Source organism: Mesorhizobium waimense (assembly GCF_003601975.1).
Classification (GTDB): Bacteria; Pseudomonadota; Alphaproteobacteria; order Rhizobiales; family Rhizobiaceae; genus Mesorhizobium; species Mesorhizobium waimense.
The window spans coordinates 132,168-149,214 of the sequence record NZ_QZWZ01000013.1 but is presented as its reverse complement, the minus strand read 5'-3'; the positions used below and the strand labels follow the sequence as shown (position 1 = coordinate 149,214).

Sequence of the window (17,047 nt, the reverse complement as noted above, 5' to 3'; positions counted from 1 at the left end):
GACCGGACGGTCCCGAACATCAGCACTTGTGGAAGTAGCGGTCAGCCCTTCGGCCGGGGCTCCAGGATCAGCCATTTGATGATGCCCATTGCCGGCAGCACCCAGAGCAGACCGCTGAACAGGAAGAACAGGAAATGCACGAGAGGGCCCGACTCCGACAGCTGGGCGACCGCCACGATCGACGCCACCATCGCATAGATGATGACCAGCGCCACCAGCAGGAAGGTTCCGATCAGCTTTTTCAGGCGAATGGGCATTTCGCGCTCTCTTTGACCGGTATCGATTAGGCCGAATGGGGGATGCGCGCAACCTTGCAGACGTGGCGCGACGGCGTGCCGCGCCGCCCTGTCTTGCCAGCAAGCATGCTATGGTTCACCAATCCGCGACTTCAACCGGGATGAGCCCATGGCTGCCATAACCGCCGCGGCACCTTACGCTGGCCGCGATCGCGACCTGCACAACCGGGCGCTTGTGCGCGGCTGGCTCTATGTCGTGCTTCTGGTGCTGGTCGCGCTGGTGCTGGTCGGCGGCGCCACCAGGCTTACCGAGTCCGGCCTGTCGATCACCGAATGGCAGCCGATCCACGGCGTCATCCCGCCGCTCAACGACGCCGAGTGGCAGGAAGAGTTCCTGCGCTACCAGCAGATCCCGCAGTACACCGAGCTCAACAAGGGCATGAGCATCGAGGCGTTCAAGTCGATCTTCTGGTGGGAATGGGTGCATCGCATCCTGGCGCGCAGTGTCGGTGTGGTCTTTGCCCTGCCGCTGCTGTTCTTCTGGGCGACGCGCCGCATCGAGAGCCGCCTGGGGCCAAAGCTGGTCGGCATTCTGCTGCTTGGCGGCCTGCAGGGTGCGATCGGCTGGTGGATGGTGGCGTCCGGTCTGGTCGACCGCGTCTCCGTCAGCCAGTACCGGCTGGCGACGCATCTAACGCTGGCAGCATTGATCTTCACGGCAACTATGGTGGTCGCGCGTGGGCTTGCTCCGCATTCCGAGCCGGCTGCCGACCGCTCGACACAGCGGCTGGCCGGTTTCATCGTGCTTCTGGCGCTGGTCCAGATCTATCTCGGCGGGCTGGTCGCCGGGCTTGACGCCGGGCTGAGCTACAACACATGGCCGCTGATGGATGGCAAGGTGATCCCCGGCGATCTCTTGCTGCTCGAGCCAGCCTGGCGCAATTTCTTCGAGAACCCGAAGACGGTGCAGTTCGTCCATCGGCTCGGCGCCTATACGGTCTTCGTGGTCGCGCTCTGGCACATGATCGCCACGCGCATCCGCCTGCGAGGTACGACGCATGCCCGCCGTGCGACGTTGCTGTTCCTGATTGTCCTGGTGCAGGCCTCGATCGGCATCGGTACGCTGCTGATGCAGGTGCCGCTGCACATGGCACTGACCCATCAGGGTTTTGCGCTTGTCCTGCTGGGTTTTGCCGCCGCGCATTGGCGCGGCACCAAGGGCGCGTATCCGCTACCCCACGAGGTAGCCGTCAGGACCTGACGCCAGTTATCCGGGCTCGAAGGTCACATCCAGAATTCGTTCGATGTGGTCTTCGTGTCGCCATCGAACTCAGCCTGCCGGGCGGCAGCGGTGGACGGGTGCGACTGCTCCTGCTGGGCGGCCTTGTCGGCGGCCTTGAGTGCGGCGAGCTTGGCCTTCAGCGCGGCGATCTCCTGCTGCAGCTTGGTGGCCTGAATCTGGTCCTCGACCGTCTTAGCCTCTTCTTCCTTGGCCTGGATCTGCTTTTCCAGCGCGGCCTCCTGCGAGGCATTGTTCGAGGAACTGGACGAAGAAATCTGCGTCGCCTGAGATGAGCCTGAAACCGCGCTGACCATGCCCCGAATCCCTTTGTGATTGCCGGATTCGTTTGTAGGCCACCATGGTGAACAGGCGGTTAGCGTGTTGTGGGACAGCCGCTCAGAAATTGCGCCGCACCGTCCGGATCGTCCTGGCGATCAACAGCTCTCGGTTCTCGTCGACCGCGTTGCCGTCCTCGTGGTGCCACGCCGCCGACAGGCAGCCATAGGCGATGGCGTGGTCGAGGATGGCGGGCGGGGTCTGGCCAAGCGTCCTTGCAAAGATTTCGGCCATATGCGCGATACGGTGCGGATCGAGGCAGAGATCGTCGCGCTCTAGTGGGTTGTAGAACATGTTCGCCGCATCGAAGCCGGGGTCGCCGAGCGCGCCCTTCGGGTCGAAGGCGAGCCAGCCGCGTGGCCCGAACATGATGTTGTCGTGGTGCAGGTCGCCATGCAGCGGCCTGATGTCATGCGGGTCGGCAAGCAGCCGCTCGGCGATGGCGGCCGCCTCGACATAGAGGCTCACGTCTCCCGCATCGCGATCGTGCCTGGCTTTTTTGAACAGACTGACGAACCGTTCCCTGAGCGGCTGAAGGTCCGGCGGGGCAGGGTGCTTTGACGGCGAGAACAGCCTTGCCATCACCTCGGCCGCGATCGCGGTGGCGGCGTTGTCGCCCTGCTTGTTCAGCACCTGCGACAGCAGGGTGTCGCCGGCATATTCGAGCAGCATGCGGTGACCGTCGCGGCCGAGCAGCCGGACTGCGCCTTCGCCGCGCCGCCAGGCCAGGAAATGCTCGCCGCGCAACTCGTCCTGGACATCGTCGAAGGGTTTCAGGTCCTTGACGATCGCAGGCTGGCCGTCCTCGCGCCAAACCTTCCAGATGCGGCTGGAAAAGGTTTCGGCAATGAGTTCAGGCGCGCTGACCTTCCAGCGCTGCGGGAACTCCGGCATCTACACTCAACGCGTGATGCCGAGCATCAGGTCCATGTTCTGCACGGCGGCACCCGAGGCGCCCTTGCCGAGATTGTCATAGACGGCGATGAGCAGCGCCTGGGCCCGGTTGTCATTGGCGAAGACATAGACCTTCATCCGGTTGGTGCCGTTGTAGACTTCCGGATCGATCTCCGGCAGGCGCTCCAGATGCGCGTAGGGCGCCACCTCGACCACGCCGCCCTCTATCGCCGCGTAATGGTCGGCGATCGCGGCGTGAAGTTCGGCACCGGTCGGCACGCGGTCGAGGCCGCCGAGTTGCAGCGGCACCACCGTGATCATGCCTTGCGCGAAATTGCCGACTGCCGGCTGCATGATCGGGTCATGCGACAGCTTCGCATAGGTCCTGAGCTCAGGCACGTGCTTATGCTGCAGGGTCAACCCATAGGGCAGGAATTCCGAGGCATCCTCGCCCTTGGCGACATAGTCCTCGATCATCGGCCGGCCGCCACCCGAATAGCCCGAAATGCCATTGACGGTGACCGGGAAATCCGGCGGCACCAGGCCAGCCGACACCAGTGGGCGCAGCGTCGCGATCGGCCCTTGCGGCCAGCAGCCGGGATTGGCGACGCGCTTCGCCGAAGCGATCTTCTTCGCCTGATCCTTGTCCATCTCGGCAAAGCCGTATTGCCAGCCCTCGGCGACGCGAAACGCGGTCGAGGCGTCGATCACCCTGGTGGTGTCGTTCTCGATCAGCGAAACGCTTTCCTTGGCGGCTGCGTCCGGCAGGCACAGGATCGCGACATCGGCGGCGTTGAGGAATTCGGCCCTGGCCGCCGTTTCCTTGCGGCGCTCGGTGGGGATCGAAATGATCTCGAGGTCGCCGCGCTCGGCAAGCAGCGCCCTGATCTGCAGACCAGTCGTGCCGTGCTCACCATCGATGAAGATTTTCGGTTTCATTGCCTGATCAAATTCCCTGATATTTCAAATGCCGTGACCGTGATTCGTTGCGCCATGATTGCCGTTGCTCAGCTCTTCCTGACGCGCCTTTCGTTCCGCCACCAGGCCGAGATAGTGCATGGCGACCATCGAACCGGCGATTGCCGTTATATCGGCGTGATCGTAGGCCGGCGCAACCTCGACGACGTCGGCGCCGACTATATCGATCTGGCCGAGCTGGCGCAGCGTCGACAGTATCTTCGCCGAGGAGGGACCGCCGGCGACCGGCGTGCCGGTACCGGGCGCGAAGGCCGGGTCGAGGCAGTCGATGTCGAAGGTGAGGTAGGTTTTCCTGCCGCCGGTGCGGTCGACGATGGCATAGGCGATGTCGGACGCCCGCATTTCCTCGATCTCGTGGCCGTACAGGATCTTGATGCCGAATGTATCCGGCGCATGCGTGCGGATGCCGATCTGGATCGAGCGGTCGGGGTCGATGATGCCTTCCTTCACTGCGCGGCCGACGAACGAACCGTGGTCGATGCGCTTGCCGTCATCAGGCCAGGTGTCCTGATGGGCGTCGAACTGCACCAGCGCCAGCGGTCCATGGATGGCGGCATGCGCCTTGAGCAATGGCCAGGTGACGAAATGGTCGCCGCCGAGCGACAACAGGAAGGCGCCTGATTTCAGGATCTTCGCCGCCTCGCGCTCGATCGTGCCGGGCGTCTTCTGGTGGTTGCCGCTGTCGAGCAGGCAATCGCCATAGTCGACGACCGCCAGATGCTCGAACAGGTCGCGCGAGAACGGATATTGCGGGTCGTTGTCGAGGATGGTCGATGCGCGGCGGATCGCCTGCGATCCGAATCGCGCACCGGGCCGGTTGGTGACGGCGGCGTCGAAGGGAATGCCCCACACCACAGCGTCCGCGCCCTTCACGTCCTTCGTGTATTTGCGTCGCATGAACGACAGCGCGCCGGCATAGGTCGGCTCGAAGGATGCGCCCGTCTTGGAGCGGGCGGTGAAGGCGTGGTCGATGTTCTGGTTCGCCATTACGGATCCTCGGTTTGTCGGGCTGCCACAACTACAGAACCGGCACGCAACATGCCAGTCACAGCTTGGGGAGACGGAATGGCGCTCGGTGAGTGCCATGGCAGCACAGGATTTGTATCATCATGACGCAGACCGCCTTTCTCAATCCAGTCCATGTTCCCGCGGCGACCCGGACCGGCACGAAAGCGGGCGAGCGCTTCCTGGTGCTCGATTCCTGGCGCGGCATCTGCGCGCTGCTGGTGGCGCTGTTCCACTTCCCGACCAGCTCGATGATTTCGCAAAGCGCCTTCGTCGGCGCTTCCTATCTGTTCGTCGATTTCTTCTTCGTGCTGTCGGGCTTCGTCATCGCCAGCTCCTACGCCGGCCGGCTGAACGAGCCGGACGAAGTCGCGCACTTTGCGCTGGTGCGTTTCGGCCGCATCTATCCGCTGCATCTTGTGATGCTCGCGGCCTTTGCCGCTTTCGAGATACTGCGGCTGCTGCTGCCGCAATTGCACGGCACGGGCGCCGCACCCTTCACCGGCGGCTTCGACGTCAAAAGCCTCGTGACGAATCTCTTTCTGCTGCAAGGCATGGGTCTCGATGATCATCTCAGTTGGAACGCGCCGAGCTGGAGCATCTCGGCCGAGTTCTTCGCCTATCTCATGTTTGCCGGCGTCGTCTTCGTCGCCGGGCAGCGGGCCTGGATCTGGTTCGTGGCCGCCGCGCTCACCGCACCTTTGTTCCTGCTTGCCTTCTCCAACAGGCATATGGACGTATCCTTCGACTTCGGCTTCATCCGCTGCCTTTACGGCTTTTCGCTTGGCGCGCTTCTGGCATGGTTTCAGCACGATTCCATTGCGGAGGCGCGACAGTCGCTGGCCGGCAGCCGTGCCCGGCTGGCGTGGACACTGGCCGAGATCATGATGATTGCGGCGATCGGCCTCTTCGTCTCGCTGGCGGGGACCAATGACGCCGGCATCGCGGCGCCCTTCGTCTTCGCGCTGGCGCTCTATCTCTTTGCCCATGAAGGTGGGCTGGTCAGCGCCTTGCTGCGCAGCCGGCCGATGCTGACGCTGGGTGCGCTCTCCTATTCCATCTACATGGTCCACATCTTCGTGCAGGCGCGCATGATCAATGTCGCCGCGCTGATCGAGCGCAAGCTCGGTCTTGGGCTGGTCGGTGATATCGCCGTACGCGGCGAGGCCGCGACCGGCTTCGGCGCCGCCTCGCCATGGCTCGGCTTTGCCGCGATCGTTGCCATGCTCATCGCCACAATCGTCGCCTCTTGGTTCACATGGCGTTTCGTCGAGATGCCGGCTTTGGCCTGGTTCCGTCGGCTCGCAAAGCGCATCTGACGCCCTGCCGCCACCGATCTGCTAGCCGGCTTCGTTCACCGGCCTGTCACGCGCATCGCCTATCCGGGGTCCGATCCGGAACGGAGCGATTCTCGATGCAGGCTATTTGCCGAAGCCTTCTTCTGCTTAGCGCGGCGCTTGCGGTCTCGATCGGCCACGCCTCGGCCGGCGAAACCCGCGCCAGGCAGATCCTTGACCGCTTCGAGCACGCCAACCAGTGGCGCGACCATGTGATGGTGGCCGCGCACCGCGCCGGCAGCATGCAGGCCGGCAAGACGCTTTACGCGGAAAATTCGATCGCCGCCGTGGAAGGCTCGATCGCCATGGGCGCCGAAATCGTCGAGGTCGACATCAGGCGTTCGAAGGACGGCGAATTCGTCGTCATGCATGACAGCTGGCTCGACCGCACGACGAATTGCAAGGGTGAGGTGGTCAAGAACACGCTGGCGGAACTCAGGAAATGCCGGCTGGTCGTTGAAGGCACCGGCGCCGTATCCGGCGAAACGGTCTCGACGCTGCGCGAAACGCTGATGACGACCAAGGACCGGATCCTGATCAACCTCGACAACAAGCTCGATGTCCAGGCTCTGCCGGGCATGATCGCGGTCGCGCGCGATCTCGGCATGGCCGATCAGGTGATCGTCAAGGAGAACCTTTGGAACCAGCAACGGATAGACAGCGTCAAGGCGGCCCTGGCTCAGACCGGCGGCGGCTTCCAGTTCATGCCGATCATCGCCGACGACGCCGTGCATGACGCAGCCTTCGCCGAACAGGTCGGCAAGGCCTTTTCGCCTGGTGCGATCGAGCTGATCAACTGGCGGGCAGGGGCCGAGACGCTGACCAAGACCGGCGGTCCGTTGTTCAGCACCCGCATGCGCGCCGTGTCGGTGCGGGGTGGCTGGCACATCTGGGCCAACACCTACGCCATCGTCAACAAGCCTGGCGGTTTTCTCTCCGGCGGCCGTGGCGACGAGTTGGCGGTGCAGGCCAGCCTGCCAGCTGAGACCTATGGCTTCTGGGCCGAGCGCGGCGCCACTATCATCCAGACCGACGAGCCCAAGGCGGCGATCGGCTGGCTGGCGGCCAATGGTTTTCGTGTGCCATATGCCGATGACGCGAAGCCGGCTGAGCCCGCCAACACGGCGAGCATCAACTAGATCTGACGCCGATGCCATCATCCCACCGGGAGGTCGCACCGCAGGCGCGGGTGGGGTGACAGCCCAGCCCGCAAAGATTGCTTTCAGGCGGCCATCGCCACGCCGTCCAATTCTCTCAGCGCATCCTCCGGCAGTGCGAGTTCGGCTGCTGCGAGGTTCTCATGCAGGTGCGCGACGGACGACGTGCCGGGGATCAGCAGGATGTTGGGTGCTCGACGCAGCAGCCAGGCGAGCGCGACCTGCATCGGCGTGACACCGAGGCGCGCCGCGACGCCCGACAAGGTCGACGACTGCAGTGGACTGAAGCCACCGAGCGGGAAGAACGGCACATAGGCGATGCCCTCGCGGGCGAGGTCGTCGATCAGGGCGTCGTCACCTCGATGCGCCAGATTGTACTGGTTCTGCACGCAGACGATCTCGGCGATCCGGCGTCCTTCCGCGATCTGCGCCGACGTCACGTTGCTCAGTCCAATGTGCCTCACTAGGCCTTGCCGCTGAAGCTCGGCCAAGACCGTAAGCGGCGCCTCGATCGGGCCTTCGGCGGGACCATGCGTATCGAACATGACCCTGAGGTTGACCACGTCGAGCTTGTCGAGCCCGAGATTGCGCAGATTGTCGTGCACCGCCTGGGTCAGCGCCTCCGGCGAGAACGCCGGCAGCCATGAGCCGTCCGTGCCGCGGCGGGCGCCGATCTTGGTGACGATGACGAGATCGTCGGAGTAGGGTGACAGCGCTTCGTGGATCAGCTGGTTGGTCACATGCGGGCCGTAAAAGTCGCTGGTGTCGATGTGGTTGACGCCGGATGCGACGGCCTCGCGTAGCACGGCCAGCGCCCCGTCGCGATCCATGGGCGGGCCGAAGACGCCGGGGCCGGCGAGTTGCATGGCGCCATACCCAAGCCGTTTTACGGAGTGGTCGCCGAGAGCAAATCTATCGGATTGGTCAATGCGGGACATGATCTATCTCCTTTCAAGCAAAGCAGAGATAGGCGTTGGTCCGTGCCACGATAATCCGGTACGATCCGCACGACTTGTGCGGGAATACGAACAATGAATGTCGAACTGGGTGATCTCAATGCCTTCCTGGCAGTGGCGCGTGCCGGTGGTTTTCGCGAAGGTGCGCGTGCCAGCGGCGGCAGCGCATCGGGCCTGAGCGAGGCGGTCCGCCGCCTGGAGGCGCAACTCGGCGTCAGATTGTTCAATCGCACGACGCGCAGCGTCGCCTTGACCGACGCCGGTGCCGGCTTGCTGGCGCGGCTCGGCCCAGCCCTGAACGAGGTCGAGGCGGCACTCGATGTGGTGAACGGATTTCGCGACCAGCCGGCCGGCACGTTGCGCCTCAACGTACCGGTCAGCGCTGCGCGCCTGGTGCTGCCCGCAATCGTCCCGCAATTTCTCGCCGCCTATCCCGGCATCCGGCTGGAGGTGATCGCCGAAGAGGGCTTTGTCGACGTACTGGCCGCTGGCTGCGACGCCGGCATCCGCTATGACGAGCGGCTGGAGCAGGACATGATCGCGGTGGCGATCGGACCGCGCGTGCAGCGCTTCGCTGCAGCCGCCAGCCCTGCCTATCTCGACCGCCATGGGAGACCGGAACATCCAGGCGACCTGCTCGGTCATGCCTGCCTGCGCGGTCGTTTCGCCAGCGGCGCGATGCCGCCGTGGGAGTTCGAGCGCGACGGCGAGGTGGTGCGGGTCGATCCAACCGGGCCGCTTCTCGTGACCCTGGGCGGGGCGGCCGATCTCGCCGTCGATGCCGCCATCGCCGGCACCGGCATTGTCTGCCTCTTCGAGGACTGGCTTCGCCCTTACTTCGAGAGCGGCGCGCTCGAACCTGTGCTCGAGCCATGGTGGCAGAGCTTCTCGGGACCGTTCCTCTACTATCCCGGCCGGCGCCTTGTGCCGGCGCCGCTGCGGGCGTTCATAGACTTCGTCAAGGATGGCGGGGCCTGAGATCTGCCGTTACACCAAAAGAAAAGGCCGCCCGCAGGCGGCCTTTGGATCGTCCAAACTTCGTAGCGCTTAGCGCTTCGAGAACTGGAAGGAGCGGCGGGCCTTCGCCTTGCCGTACTTCTTGCGCTCGACGACGCGGCTGTCGCGGGTCAGGAAGCCGCCCTTCTTGAGCACGGAGCGAAGCGTCGGCTCGTAGTAGGTCAGCGCCTTGGAGATGCCGTGGCGCACGGCGCCCGCCTGGCCGGACAGGCCGCCGCCGACAACGGTGGCGACGATGTCGTACTGGCCGGCGCGGTTGGCCGCGATGATCGGCTGGTTGAGGATCATCTGCAAGACGGGACGCGCGAAATAGGTCGCGAATTCCTTGTCGTTGACGACGATCTTGCCGGAACCCGGCTTCACCCAGACACGCGCAATGGCGTTCTTGCGCTTGCCGGTGGCATAGGCGCGGCCCGACTTGTCGAGCTTCTGGACATGGACGGGTGCGGCCGGCTGCGTATTCGTGTTGCCGGTAGCAGTTCCGAGTTCTGCGAGCGAGGAAAGCTCAGCCATCTTACGAAGCCTTCTTGTTCTTGGCGTTCAGCGCGCCGACGTCGAGTGTGACGGGCTGCTGGGCGACATGCGGATGTTCCGTGCCTGCATAGACGCGGAGATTCTTCATCTGGCGACGGCCGAGCGGACCACGCGGGATCATGCGTTCGACGGCCTTTTCGACGACACGCTCGGGGAAACGGCCCTCGAGCAACTGGCGCGCGGTGCGCTCCTTGATGCCGCCGGGGTGACCGGTGTGCCAGTAATAGACCTTGTCGGTGAACTTCTTGCCGGTGAACACCACCTTGTCGGCGTTGATGACAATGACGTTGTCGCCGTCGTCGACATGCGGGGTGAAGGTGGGCTTGTGCTTGCCGCGCAGATGGTTGGCGATGACAGTGGCGAGGCGGCCGACGACGAGACCTTCGGCGTCGATCAGCACCCACTTCTTCACCACATCCGCAGGTTTCTGCGAAAAGGTTGGCATGGATTTATCGCTTTCGGTTTGACCTTCCCCATTCACGAACGACGAGGAAAGGCGTTTCTTGTTGCTTGGATTGGTGACAGGCACTTGCCCGCCGCCAATAACAAAACGGCGGCCTTTGCGGGCCGCTGCTTCGTGTGGGCTTATAGGGGAGGGCGTTGTACGCGTCAAGGCGCAGGAAAAGCATATCGACGCGTAAAATGTAGCAAAAACAATAGCTTGGTAAAAAGGTATTATTTTACCACATCAAAAATAGTCGCGCGACTGCGCAAGTCCTGGAAGGTCAATGCTTGGCCTCGATTTCCTTGCGGGCTGCGCTGGAGAGGAATGCTGATCGCGTTATGCCGCGTTCGCGCGCTGCTGCGTCGATCGCCCGCAGCACACCGCGCTCGAAGGTCACGTTGGCCCTGACGACGGCACTGTCATTGTCGATGAGCGGTACCGAGACCAGATAGCCGCCTTCTGCGAGAGCACTGCGGGTGTCTGGAAGCGCAAGGATTGCTTCGTGGCTCGACGGTTCGGGAACGGGCATATCTTCCGCCCACAATTGCAGGGCTTCAACCGCATTCGGCACGATATCCTCTGCCTCGTCCGCAGCAGAAAAGCAGCCGGGAATGTCAGGAAAGCGGATGCCGAAGGCGCTGCCGGGGTCTTTATCGACCAATGCGAAGTAGTTTTTCATAAAGGGGGTCTCCCAAGCGCTTCAGATCGTTCTTATCCAGCCTGCCTGCCTGGCAATTGCGCGAGCGGTGCCGGTTGGCAGATCCTTTTCCGGATGAGGGACAATCAGCACGATCGCGCCCTTGCGAAATTTGAGGTGCGAGCCGCGCACCGAAATCAGCTCGAAACCTTCATCCTTGAGGCGCTTCACGATTTTGCGGCTGTCACGTTCCAGTGCAAAGGTCACTTATGCGCATATATATACACATCAAATGAAAAAATTCAATTGTCAGGAGGATATTCGCTTCGGCGGGATCGAATAGGTACCCGTGGCGTGCGCGACCGTGTGCCCGTCCGGTCCCGCGACGATATCGATGTCGAACACCATCAGGCTCTTGCCAAGCTTGAGGATGCGGCAGTGGCCGTCGATCGGCCCGGCTTCGGCCTTGCGGACAAAATTGATGTTGAGGTTGGTGGTCACCGACAGCGCGTCCGGCCCGGCATGCGAGAGCACGCAGACATAGCCGCCAATGTCGGCCAGCGTGAACAGCGACGGGCCAGACACGGTGCCGCCGGGGCGCAGATGCCGCGCGTCCGCATTGAGCCGCACGGTGCAGCCGCCGGGAAACACCTCGAGCGCCTGATAGAAACTGAACTCTTCGTTGAGTTGCGGGTAGACGGTTCCCATCAGCGCATTGACTTCCGCCGCCGTCAGCACCGGTTTGAGATTGTCTTGGGCGGGCATCGGCGGTTTCCTATATGGAGCCGGTATGGGCTCAAGGCGTGCGGCTGGGCCAATTGTCGGGTTCGAGAAAACACGTCTCGTGGCTTTTCTTCAATCGGCAGCATGCTAGTTCTTTTGTTCCATGGCTCGCGCATCCACCGAGCGGGCAGACAGAGAGGTTGGACCCATGGCCGAAATCGTTGCCATCAAGCCGGTCGTCGCCGAAGGTCCGGTCGTCTCACACCTGGACAAGGGCGTGTTGCGGCTGACGCTCGTCAACCCACCGGCCAATGCCTTGTCGCTTGCTGTGATGGCGGCTTTGACGGCGGAGTTCGACCGCGCGAAAGCGGACAAATCCGTCCGAGTCATTGTCCTCGCGGCCGCCGGAAAAGTGTTTTGCGCCGGACACGACCTCAAGGAACTGTCCTTGCATCGCGCCGACGCCGACAAGGGCAAGGCGTTCTTCGCGCAGACTTTCGCCGCCTGCGCGGCGTTGATGCAGACGATCGTGCGTCACCCCAGGCCTGTCATCGCCGAGGTCGACGGCCTGGCCACGGCGGCCGGGCTGCAACTCGTGGCAAGCTGCGACCTCGCCATCGCCTCGCATGATGCGACCTTCTGCACCCCAGGCGTCAATATCGGCCTGTTCTGCTCGACGCCGATGGTGGCGCTGTCGCGCAACGTCTCGCGCAAGCACGCCATGGAGATGCTTCTGACCGGCGAAACCATCGACGCGGCGACGGCCAAGCATTTCGGCCTCGTCAACCGCATCGTGCCGCGCCAATACCTGAATCAGATTGTCACCAAATACGCGCAAACCATTGCTTCCAAATCATCTTTGGTGATCAAGACCGGCAAGGAAGCCTTTTACGCACAGGCCGAGATGGGCCTCTCCGACGCCTATGCCTATACCGGCCGCGTCATGGTGGAAAACATGCTGGCGCGCGACGCCGAGGAAGGCATCGGCGCCTTCATCGGCAAGCGCAAGCCGGAATGGACGGAGGAATGACACCGAAGTGGCGCGAGGTTGGCGTGAGCGATTTTCTCGACATCCTTCTCACGAAGTTGCTTGCATGGGCAGAAAAGCGGAAATATCAGAACTTTTTGGTTTCCATACGGATGGTTCTATGGGCGTTAAGTACTGCTTTCGTATCTTACTTGGTGTATAAACGTATTTATATGTAAATATTGAAGACAACAAGTGGCGTGTATACAGAAATGGAACCTCGCATATCGATCATCACCATCGCGACAGACGATCTCGAGCGCGCCGCGCGCTTTTACGAGGCGATGGGGCTGAAACGCCATGCCGGGATCACCGAGGGCGTCGCCTTCTTCCAGATGGGTGGCGCCATTCTCGGCCTGTTCCCGCGCGCCAGCGCCGAGGAAGATTCGGGCGTCAGCTTCTCGAAGGCGCCGTCGGCGGTCTACCTCGCCTACAACACCCGCTCCGACGCTGAGGTCGACGAGGTGCTTGCCTTGGCCGAGAAGGCCGGCGGCCGTATCGTCAAACCAGCTAGCCGCGCCTTCTGGGGCGGCTGGTACGGCTATTTCGCTGATGCCGACGGGCATGTCTGGGAAGTGGCGCACAATCCGGCCTTTCCGATCGCGGAAGACGGGTCGATCTCCCTGCCGGCCTGACCGCTTCCGCATGGCGCCTCGCAAACAACTGACGCGGCTGAAGGCGCCCTACCTCAAGCGCATCCTGCTCGAGCCGGCGCGGGTCGCGGACTGGGAAAAATACCCCTGGAATCTGCCGATCTTCCGCGGCCAGGAATTCCAACTCGAATTCACCACGCCGATCACCATCATCGTCGGCGAGAACGGTACCGGCAAATCGACGCTGCTCGAGGCGATCGGTGCGCTCGCCGGTTACGACGAGGCCGGCGGCGGCAAGGGCTATAGGCCGGTCGATCATACCGCCGCCATCGACAAGAGCGGCGCAGCCTTGGCCGATACGCTGCGTGGCCACTGGCTGCCCAAGGTCACCGCCGGCTGGTTTTTTCGCGCCGAATCCTTCTACTCGGTGGCCCGCTATCTCGATCAGGCGGCGCTGGATTCTGGTGGGGCGCCACCGGATTTCCTGTCGTGGTCGCATGGCGAGGGTTTTATCCGCTTCTTCGAGGAGCGCTGCCGCAGGCAAGGCATCTACATCCTCGACGAGCCCGAAAGCGCCTTGTCGCCGACGCGCCAGATCGAACTGCTCAGGCTGCTCAGGCGGATGGACCAGTCGAGCACGGCACAGGTGATCATGGCGACGCATTCGCCGCTGCTGATGGCCTGCCCCGGCGCGCGTCTCTTCCGCATAAGCCGCTTTGGGCTCGATCCGGTCGATTTTCAGGATACCGACCATTTCCGCATGATGCGCGACTTCTGTATCGACCCGAAGGCGTTTATGGACGAAGCGCTCAGAGAGGATGACGAGTGACCTTCGGCGATGATGATCTCAACTGGCGGGTTGAGCAGGCTTGCCGCGAAGGCTGGCCGGCTGCCGTTGAGGTGGTCACCGACGGCTGGCTTCTCAGGCGGTCGGGCGGCAGGATCCGGCGCACCAATTCGGCCAATCCCTTGCGTGGCAGGCGCGGCGCGCCTGACGCCGTGATTGATGCCGCCGAGGCCCTTTACGCCGGCCACGGCCAGACACCTATGTTCCGAGTGCCGGACATCGCTGCCGAACTGGAGGCTGCGCTCGACGGTCGCGGATACCAGTCGGAAGGTGGGACGATCCATCTCTATGCGGGGATCGACGATTTGGCCGAGGTGCGCGACGAAGCGGTCACGATTTCAACGCTGCCGGGCGAAGACTGGCTCGCGGCACGGTTCCGCCTAGGCGCCTATGACGGGGCCGAGCGCCGCATCTTTCGCCACATGACCGGGCTGATTGCCGGCGATAAAGCGTTCGTGTCGTGCGCGCGCGACAATGAAATTGCCGCCCTGGCCTATGGCGTCATCCGCGACAGCCTGCTTGTCGTCGAAGCGGTCGAGACCGACGGCAGGTTCAGACAGCAAGGATTGGGGCGCAAGACGGTGGGCAGCCTAATCTGTTGGGCGCGACGCTCGGGCGCCGCGGCCGGCTGCCTGCAGGTGGTTGCCGACAACACGCCGGCTCGCGCGCTCTATGCCTCGCTTGGATTCAGCCGCGAACTCTATCGATATCACTACCGCAGGAAGGCGATTGCCGCATGAACCACGACAGCTACGACAATGCCTATATCGGCGGCATCCTCAATTCGGTGAAGACCATCGCCATGGTCGGCGCGTCCGCCAACGACGTGCGACCAAGCTTTTTCGTGCTGAAATATTTGCTGGCCAAGGGGTTCTCGGTGTTCCCGATCAATCCGGGACATGCCGGCAAGGAGATCCTCGGCCGGGCCGTCTATGCCAGGCTCGCCGATCTCCCTGAACCCATCGACATGGTCGACATCTTTCGCGGCTCGGCGGCCGTGCCTGGCGTCATCGAGGAGATTTTGCGGCTCGACCCCTTACCGAAAGTCGTCTGGATGCAGCTTGGCGTGCGCAATGACGAGGCCGGCGCGCGCGCCGAGGCCGCCGGCATGAAAGTGGTGATGAACCGTTGCCCCAAGATCGAATATGGCAAGCTGTCCGGCGAGATCGGCTGGACCGGCGTCAACTCGGGCGTGCTGTCGTCGAAGAAACCGATCATGCGCCAGGGATTCCAGAGTTTCGGCGTGCGCCAGAAGTAGGCGCAAAATTATTCCGCAGTCTGGTGCATTTTCTCGCTCACCGGCCGCGGATCGTTCGCCGAAAGGCATTTTCTTCTTTGCATTCGCACGCGCGCTTCGCCAAGAATGCCCGGCGATTTTGAGAGATTTTAAAGGGAGGTTTTCGATGACCCGTGCGCCCGGTTTCAACACGCTCGCCGTCCATGCAGGCGCCAAGCCCGATCCGGCGACGGGGGCACGGGCGACCCCGATCTACCAGACCACCTCCTATGTCTTCGACGATGCCGATCATGCCGCCTCGCTTTTCGGGCTGAAGGCGTTCGGCAACATCTACACCCGCATCATGAACCCGACGCAGGCGGTGCTCGAGGAACGTGTCGCCGCGCTCGAGGGCGGCACCGCGGCACTTGCGGTCGCATCGGGTCATGCCGCGCAGATCCTGGTGTTCCACAATCTTATGCAGCCCGGCGACAATTTCGTCGCTGCGACAAGGCTTTACGGTGGCTCGATCAACCAGTTCGGTCACGCTTTCAAGAATTACGGCTGGCAGGTGCGCTGGGCCGATACCGACGACGTCTCGACCTTCGAGAGCCAGATCGACGACAGAACCAAGGCGATCTTCATCGAGAGCCTGGCCAATCCGGGCGGCGTCTTCGTCGACATCGAGAAGATCGGCGACATCGCCCGCAAGCACGGCCTGCCGCTGATCGTCGACAACACTTTAGCCTCGCCCTATCTGGTGCGGCCGATCGAACATGGCGCCGACATCGTCGTGCATTCGCTGACCAAGTTCATTGGCGGCCACGGCAATTCGATCGGCGGCGCCATTGTCGACGGCGGCACCTTCGACTGGTCGAAGTCGGGAAAGTATCCGATGCTGTCGGAGCCGCGCCCCGAATATGGCGGCATCGTCCTGCACGAGACTTTCGGCAATTTCGCCTTCGCCATCGCCGCGCGCGTGCTCGGCCTGCGCGATATCGGCCCGGCGATCTCGCCCTTCAACGCCTTCCTGATCCTGACCGGACTGGAAACCTTGCCGTTGCGCATGCAGCGCCACTGCGACAACGCGGTGACCGTCGCCGGCTGGCTGTCCAACCACCCCAAGGTCGCCTGGGTGAACTATCCCGGCCTGCCCAGCGACAAGAACAACGCGCTGCAGAAGAAGTACTCGCCGCTCGGCGCCGGCGCGGTGTTCACCTTCGGCCTCAAGGGCGGCTATGCGGCGGGTGTCAAGTTCGTCGAGGCGCTCGAACTGTTCTCGCACCTTGCCAATGTCGGTGACACCAAGTCGCTGGTCATTCATCCGGCCTCGACCACGCATCGCCAGCTTTCCGACGAGCAGAAGGTCAAGGCTGGCGCAGGGCCCGACACGGTCAGGCTTTCCATCGGCATCGAGGATGTCAACGACATCGTCGCCGACCTGGAACAGGCGCTGGAGAAGGTCTGATTGTCATGACAGCGCCCAACTTCTTGTCCGTCGGTAGCGACGGCGTCGAGCCGGAAGCCGGCGCGCCGGCGCCGGATCGCCTGATCTCGGGCGATCCAAAATTCCGCACCTGGAATGTCGAGGAACGGGATAGCGGCCTCTATGCCGGCATCTGGGAATCGACCCCGGGCAAATGGCGCATCGTCTATGACGAGTGGGAGTTCTGCCACGTCCTGTCGGGCGTCTCGGTTATCTCCGAGGATGGTGGCGAGGCGCGTACCGTCAGGGCCGGCGACAGTTTCGTGCTCAGGCCCGGCTTCAAGGGCAGCTGGGAAGTGCTCGAAACCACCCGCAAGGAGTATGTGATCAAGCTCTGACGG

22 protein-coding genes are annotated in these 17,047 nt (G+C 63.1%); 11 read left to right on the top strand and 11 right to left on the bottom strand.

The window, feature by feature from the left end:
* Positions 1-41: 41 nt before the first annotated feature.
* Positions 42-257: a DUF2842 domain-containing protein gene (locus D3227_RS18320; protein ID WP_120015602.1), complete on the bottom strand. Its 216-nt coding sequence runs from the start codon at positions 255-257 to the stop codon at positions 42-44.
* Positions 258-405: 148 nt separating this feature from the next.
* Here D3227_RS18320 and D3227_RS18315 point away from each other — a divergent pair, with 148 nt between their 5' ends.
* Positions 406-1,497 (top strand): COX15/CtaA family protein, encoded by a 1,092-nt coding sequence (locus D3227_RS18315; protein ID WP_120015600.1) that lies wholly within the window; start codon positions 406-408, stop codon positions 1,495-1,497.
* Between the two features lie 23 nt (positions 1,498-1,520).
* Here the strand turns inward: D3227_RS18315 and D3227_RS18310 are convergent, their stop codons facing one another.
* The 4 genes from D3227_RS18310 to speB all read right to left on the bottom strand — a co-directional run bounded on the left by D3227_RS18310 (position 1,521) and on the right by speB (position 4,713).
* On the bottom strand, positions 1,521-1,832 hold the full coding sequence (locus tag D3227_RS18310) for a hypothetical protein (protein WP_120015598.1): 312 nt from the start codon (positions 1,830-1,832) through the stop codon (positions 1,521-1,523).
* 82 nt (positions 1,833-1,914) lie between these two features.
* Positions 1,915-2,748 (bottom strand): aminoglycoside phosphotransferase family protein, encoded by an 834-nt coding sequence (locus D3227_RS18305; RefSeq protein ID WP_120015596.1) that lies wholly within the window; start codon positions 2,746-2,748, stop codon positions 1,915-1,917.
* Positions 2,749-2,754: 6 nt separating this feature from the next.
* Positions 2,755-3,687, bottom strand: coding sequence for an N-acetyl-gamma-glutamyl-phosphate reductase (argC, locus tag D3227_RS18300; RefSeq protein WP_120015594.1), 933 nt, complete (start codon positions 3,685-3,687; stop codon positions 2,755-2,757).
* Positions 3,688-3,711: 24 nt separating this feature from the next.
* Positions 3,712-4,713 (bottom strand): agmatinase, encoded by a 1,002-nt coding sequence (gene speB / locus D3227_RS18295; RefSeq protein ID WP_120015592.1) that lies wholly within the window; start codon positions 4,711-4,713, stop codon positions 3,712-3,714.
* A 122-nt stretch (positions 4,714-4,835) separates the two neighbouring features.
* Between speB and D3227_RS18290 the strand changes: the two genes are divergently transcribed.
* A complete protein-coding gene (locus tag D3227_RS18290; protein ID WP_120015590.1) occupies positions 4,836-6,050 on the top strand; it encodes an acyltransferase family protein in 1,215 nt (404 codons plus the stop codon).
* A 95-nt stretch (positions 6,051-6,145) separates the two neighbouring features.
* Positions 6,146-7,207 carry a glycerophosphodiester phosphodiesterase family protein gene (locus tag D3227_RS18285; protein WP_120015588.1) on the top strand — a complete coding sequence of 354 codons (1,062 nt, stop codon included), beginning with the start codon at positions 6,146-6,148 and terminating at the stop codon, positions 7,205-7,207.
* A gap of 83 nt (positions 7,208-7,290) precedes the next feature.
* Here D3227_RS18285 and D3227_RS18280 read toward each other — a convergent pair whose 3' ends face one another.
* Entirely contained in the window at positions 7,291-8,163 is an 873-nt protein-coding gene (locus D3227_RS18280) for an aldo/keto reductase family oxidoreductase (RefSeq protein ID WP_120015586.1), read from the bottom strand.
* 93 nt (positions 8,164-8,256) lie between these two features.
* Between D3227_RS18280 and D3227_RS18275 the strand changes: the two genes are divergently transcribed.
* Positions 8,257-9,159 (top strand): LysR family transcriptional regulator, encoded by a 903-nt coding sequence (locus D3227_RS18275; RefSeq protein ID WP_120015584.1) that lies wholly within the window; start codon positions 8,257-8,259, stop codon positions 9,157-9,159.
* 69 nt (positions 9,160-9,228) lie between these two features.
* Here D3227_RS18275 and rpsI read toward each other — a convergent pair whose 3' ends face one another.
* The 5 genes from rpsI to D3227_RS18250 form a co-directional block, all read right to left on the bottom strand.
* Entirely contained in the window at positions 9,229-9,711 is a 483-nt protein-coding gene (gene rpsI / locus D3227_RS18270) for a 30S ribosomal protein S9 (RefSeq protein WP_120015582.1), read from the bottom strand.
* A 1-nt stretch (position 9,712) separates the two neighbouring features.
* Entirely contained in the window at positions 9,713-10,177 is a 465-nt protein-coding gene (rplM, locus tag D3227_RS18265; RefSeq protein WP_006201860.1) for a 50S ribosomal protein L13, read from the bottom strand.
* 280 nt (positions 10,178-10,457) lie between these two features.
* Positions 10,458-10,856: a type II toxin-antitoxin system HicB family antitoxin gene (locus tag D3227_RS18260; protein WP_120015580.1), complete on the bottom strand. Its 399-nt coding sequence runs from the start codon at positions 10,854-10,856 to the stop codon at positions 10,458-10,460.
* 21 nt (positions 10,857-10,877) lie between these two features.
* The gene (locus tag D3227_RS18255; protein ID WP_120015711.1) at positions 10,878-11,069 is read right to left on the bottom strand and encodes a type II toxin-antitoxin system HicA family toxin; all 192 of its coding nucleotides are present in this window, start codon (positions 11,067-11,069) and stop codon (positions 10,878-10,880) included.
* A gap of 54 nt (positions 11,070-11,123) precedes the next feature.
* Complete coding sequence (locus D3227_RS18250; protein ID WP_120015578.1) at positions 11,124-11,579, bottom strand: PaaI family thioesterase; 456 nt, start codon at positions 11,577-11,579, stop codon at positions 11,124-11,126.
* Positions 11,580-11,745: 166 nt separating this feature from the next.
* Between D3227_RS18250 and D3227_RS18245 the strand changes: the two genes are divergently transcribed.
* The 7 genes from D3227_RS18245 (at position 11,746) to D3227_RS18210 (ending at position 17,044) form a co-directional block, all read left to right on the top strand.
* The gene (locus D3227_RS18245) at positions 11,746-12,567 is read left to right on the top strand and encodes an enoyl-CoA hydratase (RefSeq protein ID WP_120015576.1); all 822 of its coding nucleotides are present in this window, start codon (positions 11,746-11,748) and stop codon (positions 12,565-12,567) included.
* Positions 12,568-12,776: 209 nt separating this feature from the next.
* Positions 12,777-13,199 (top strand): VOC family protein, encoded by a 423-nt coding sequence (locus D3227_RS18235; protein WP_120015572.1) that lies wholly within the window; start codon positions 12,777-12,779, stop codon positions 13,197-13,199.
* A 10-nt stretch (positions 13,200-13,209) separates the two neighbouring features.
* A complete protein-coding gene (locus D3227_RS18230) occupies positions 13,210-13,986 on the top strand; it encodes an AAA family ATPase (RefSeq protein ID WP_120015570.1) in 777 nt (258 codons plus the stop codon).
* Positions 13,983-14,744: a GNAT family N-acetyltransferase gene (locus tag D3227_RS18225; protein WP_120015568.1), complete on the top strand. Its 762-nt coding sequence runs from the start codon at positions 13,983-13,985 to the stop codon at positions 14,742-14,744. The genes D3227_RS18230 and D3227_RS18225 overlap by 4 nt, the downstream gene beginning before the upstream one ends.
* On the top strand, positions 14,741-15,262 hold the full coding sequence (locus D3227_RS18220) for a CoA-binding protein (RefSeq protein WP_120015566.1): 522 nt from the start codon (positions 14,741-14,743) through the stop codon (positions 15,260-15,262). Before D3227_RS18225 ends, D3227_RS18220 begins: the two co-directional genes overlap by 4 nt.
* 145 nt (positions 15,263-15,407) lie before the next feature.
* Positions 15,408-16,688 (top strand): O-acetylhomoserine aminocarboxypropyltransferase, encoded by a 1,281-nt coding sequence (locus tag D3227_RS18215; RefSeq protein ID WP_120015564.1) that lies wholly within the window; start codon positions 15,408-15,410, stop codon positions 16,686-16,688.
* 5 nt (positions 16,689-16,693) lie between these two features.
* Complete coding sequence (locus D3227_RS18210; protein WP_120015562.1) at positions 16,694-17,044, top strand: cupin domain-containing protein; 351 nt, start codon at positions 16,694-16,696, stop codon at positions 17,042-17,044.
* The last annotated feature ends 3 nt before the right edge of the window (positions 17,045-17,047 follow it).

Coding starts and splice junctions, on each gene's coding strand:
- D3227_RS18320 (WP_120015602.1), bottom strand. CDS start 257: ATGCCCATTCGCCTGAAAAAGCTGATCGGAACCTTCCTGCTGGTGGCG.
- D3227_RS18315 (WP_120015600.1), top strand. CDS start 406: ATGGCTGCCATAACCGCCGCGGCACCTTACGCTGGCCGCGATCGCGAC.
- D3227_RS18310 (WP_120015598.1), bottom strand. CDS start 1,832: ATGGTCAGCGCGGTTTCAGGCTCATCTCAGGCGACGCAGATTTCTTCG.
- D3227_RS18305 (WP_120015596.1), bottom strand. CDS start 2,748: ATGCCGGAGTTCCCGCAGCGCTGGAAGGTCAGCGCGCCTGAACTCATT.
- argC (WP_120015594.1), bottom strand. CDS start 3,687: ATGAAACCGAAAATCTTCATCGATGGTGAGCACGGCACGACTGGTCTG.
- speB (WP_120015592.1), bottom strand. CDS start 4,713: ATGGCGAACCAGAACATCGACCACGCCTTCACCGCCCGCTCCAAGACG.
- D3227_RS18290 (WP_120015590.1), top strand. CDS start 4,836: ATGACGCAGACCGCCTTTCTCAATCCAGTCCATGTTCCCGCGGCGACC.
- D3227_RS18285 (WP_120015588.1), top strand. CDS start 6,146: ATGCAGGCTATTTGCCGAAGCCTTCTTCTGCTTAGCGCGGCGCTTGCG.
- D3227_RS18280 (WP_120015586.1), bottom strand. CDS start 8,163: ATGTCCCGCATTGACCAATCCGATAGATTTGCTCTCGGCGACCACTCC.
- D3227_RS18275 (WP_120015584.1), top strand. CDS start 8,257: ATGAATGTCGAACTGGGTGATCTCAATGCCTTCCTGGCAGTGGCGCGT.
- rpsI (WP_120015582.1), bottom strand. CDS start 9,711: ATGGCTGAGCTTTCCTCGCTCGCAGAACTCGGAACTGCTACCGGCAAC.
- rplM (WP_006201860.1), bottom strand. CDS start 10,177: ATGCCAACCTTTTCGCAGAAACCTGCGGATGTGGTGAAGAAGTGGGTG.
- D3227_RS18260 (WP_120015580.1), bottom strand. CDS start 10,856: ATGAAAAACTACTTCGCATTGGTCGATAAAGACCCCGGCAGCGCCTTC.
- D3227_RS18250 (WP_120015578.1), bottom strand. CDS start 11,579: ATGCCCGCCCAAGACAATCTCAAACCGGTGCTGACGGCGGCGGAAGTC.
- D3227_RS18245 (WP_120015576.1), top strand. CDS start 11,746: ATGGCCGAAATCGTTGCCATCAAGCCGGTCGTCGCCGAAGGTCCGGTC.
- D3227_RS18235 (WP_120015572.1), top strand. CDS start 12,777: ATGGAACCTCGCATATCGATCATCACCATCGCGACAGACGATCTCGAG.
- D3227_RS18230 (WP_120015570.1), top strand. CDS start 13,210: ATGGCGCCTCGCAAACAACTGACGCGGCTGAAGGCGCCCTACCTCAAG.
- D3227_RS18220 (WP_120015566.1), top strand. CDS start 14,741: ATGAACCACGACAGCTACGACAATGCCTATATCGGCGGCATCCTCAAT.
- D3227_RS18215 (WP_120015564.1), top strand. CDS start 15,408: ATGACCCGTGCGCCCGGTTTCAACACGCTCGCCGTCCATGCAGGCGCC.
- D3227_RS18210 (WP_120015562.1), top strand. CDS start 16,694: ATGACAGCGCCCAACTTCTTGTCCGTCGGTAGCGACGGCGTCGAGCCG.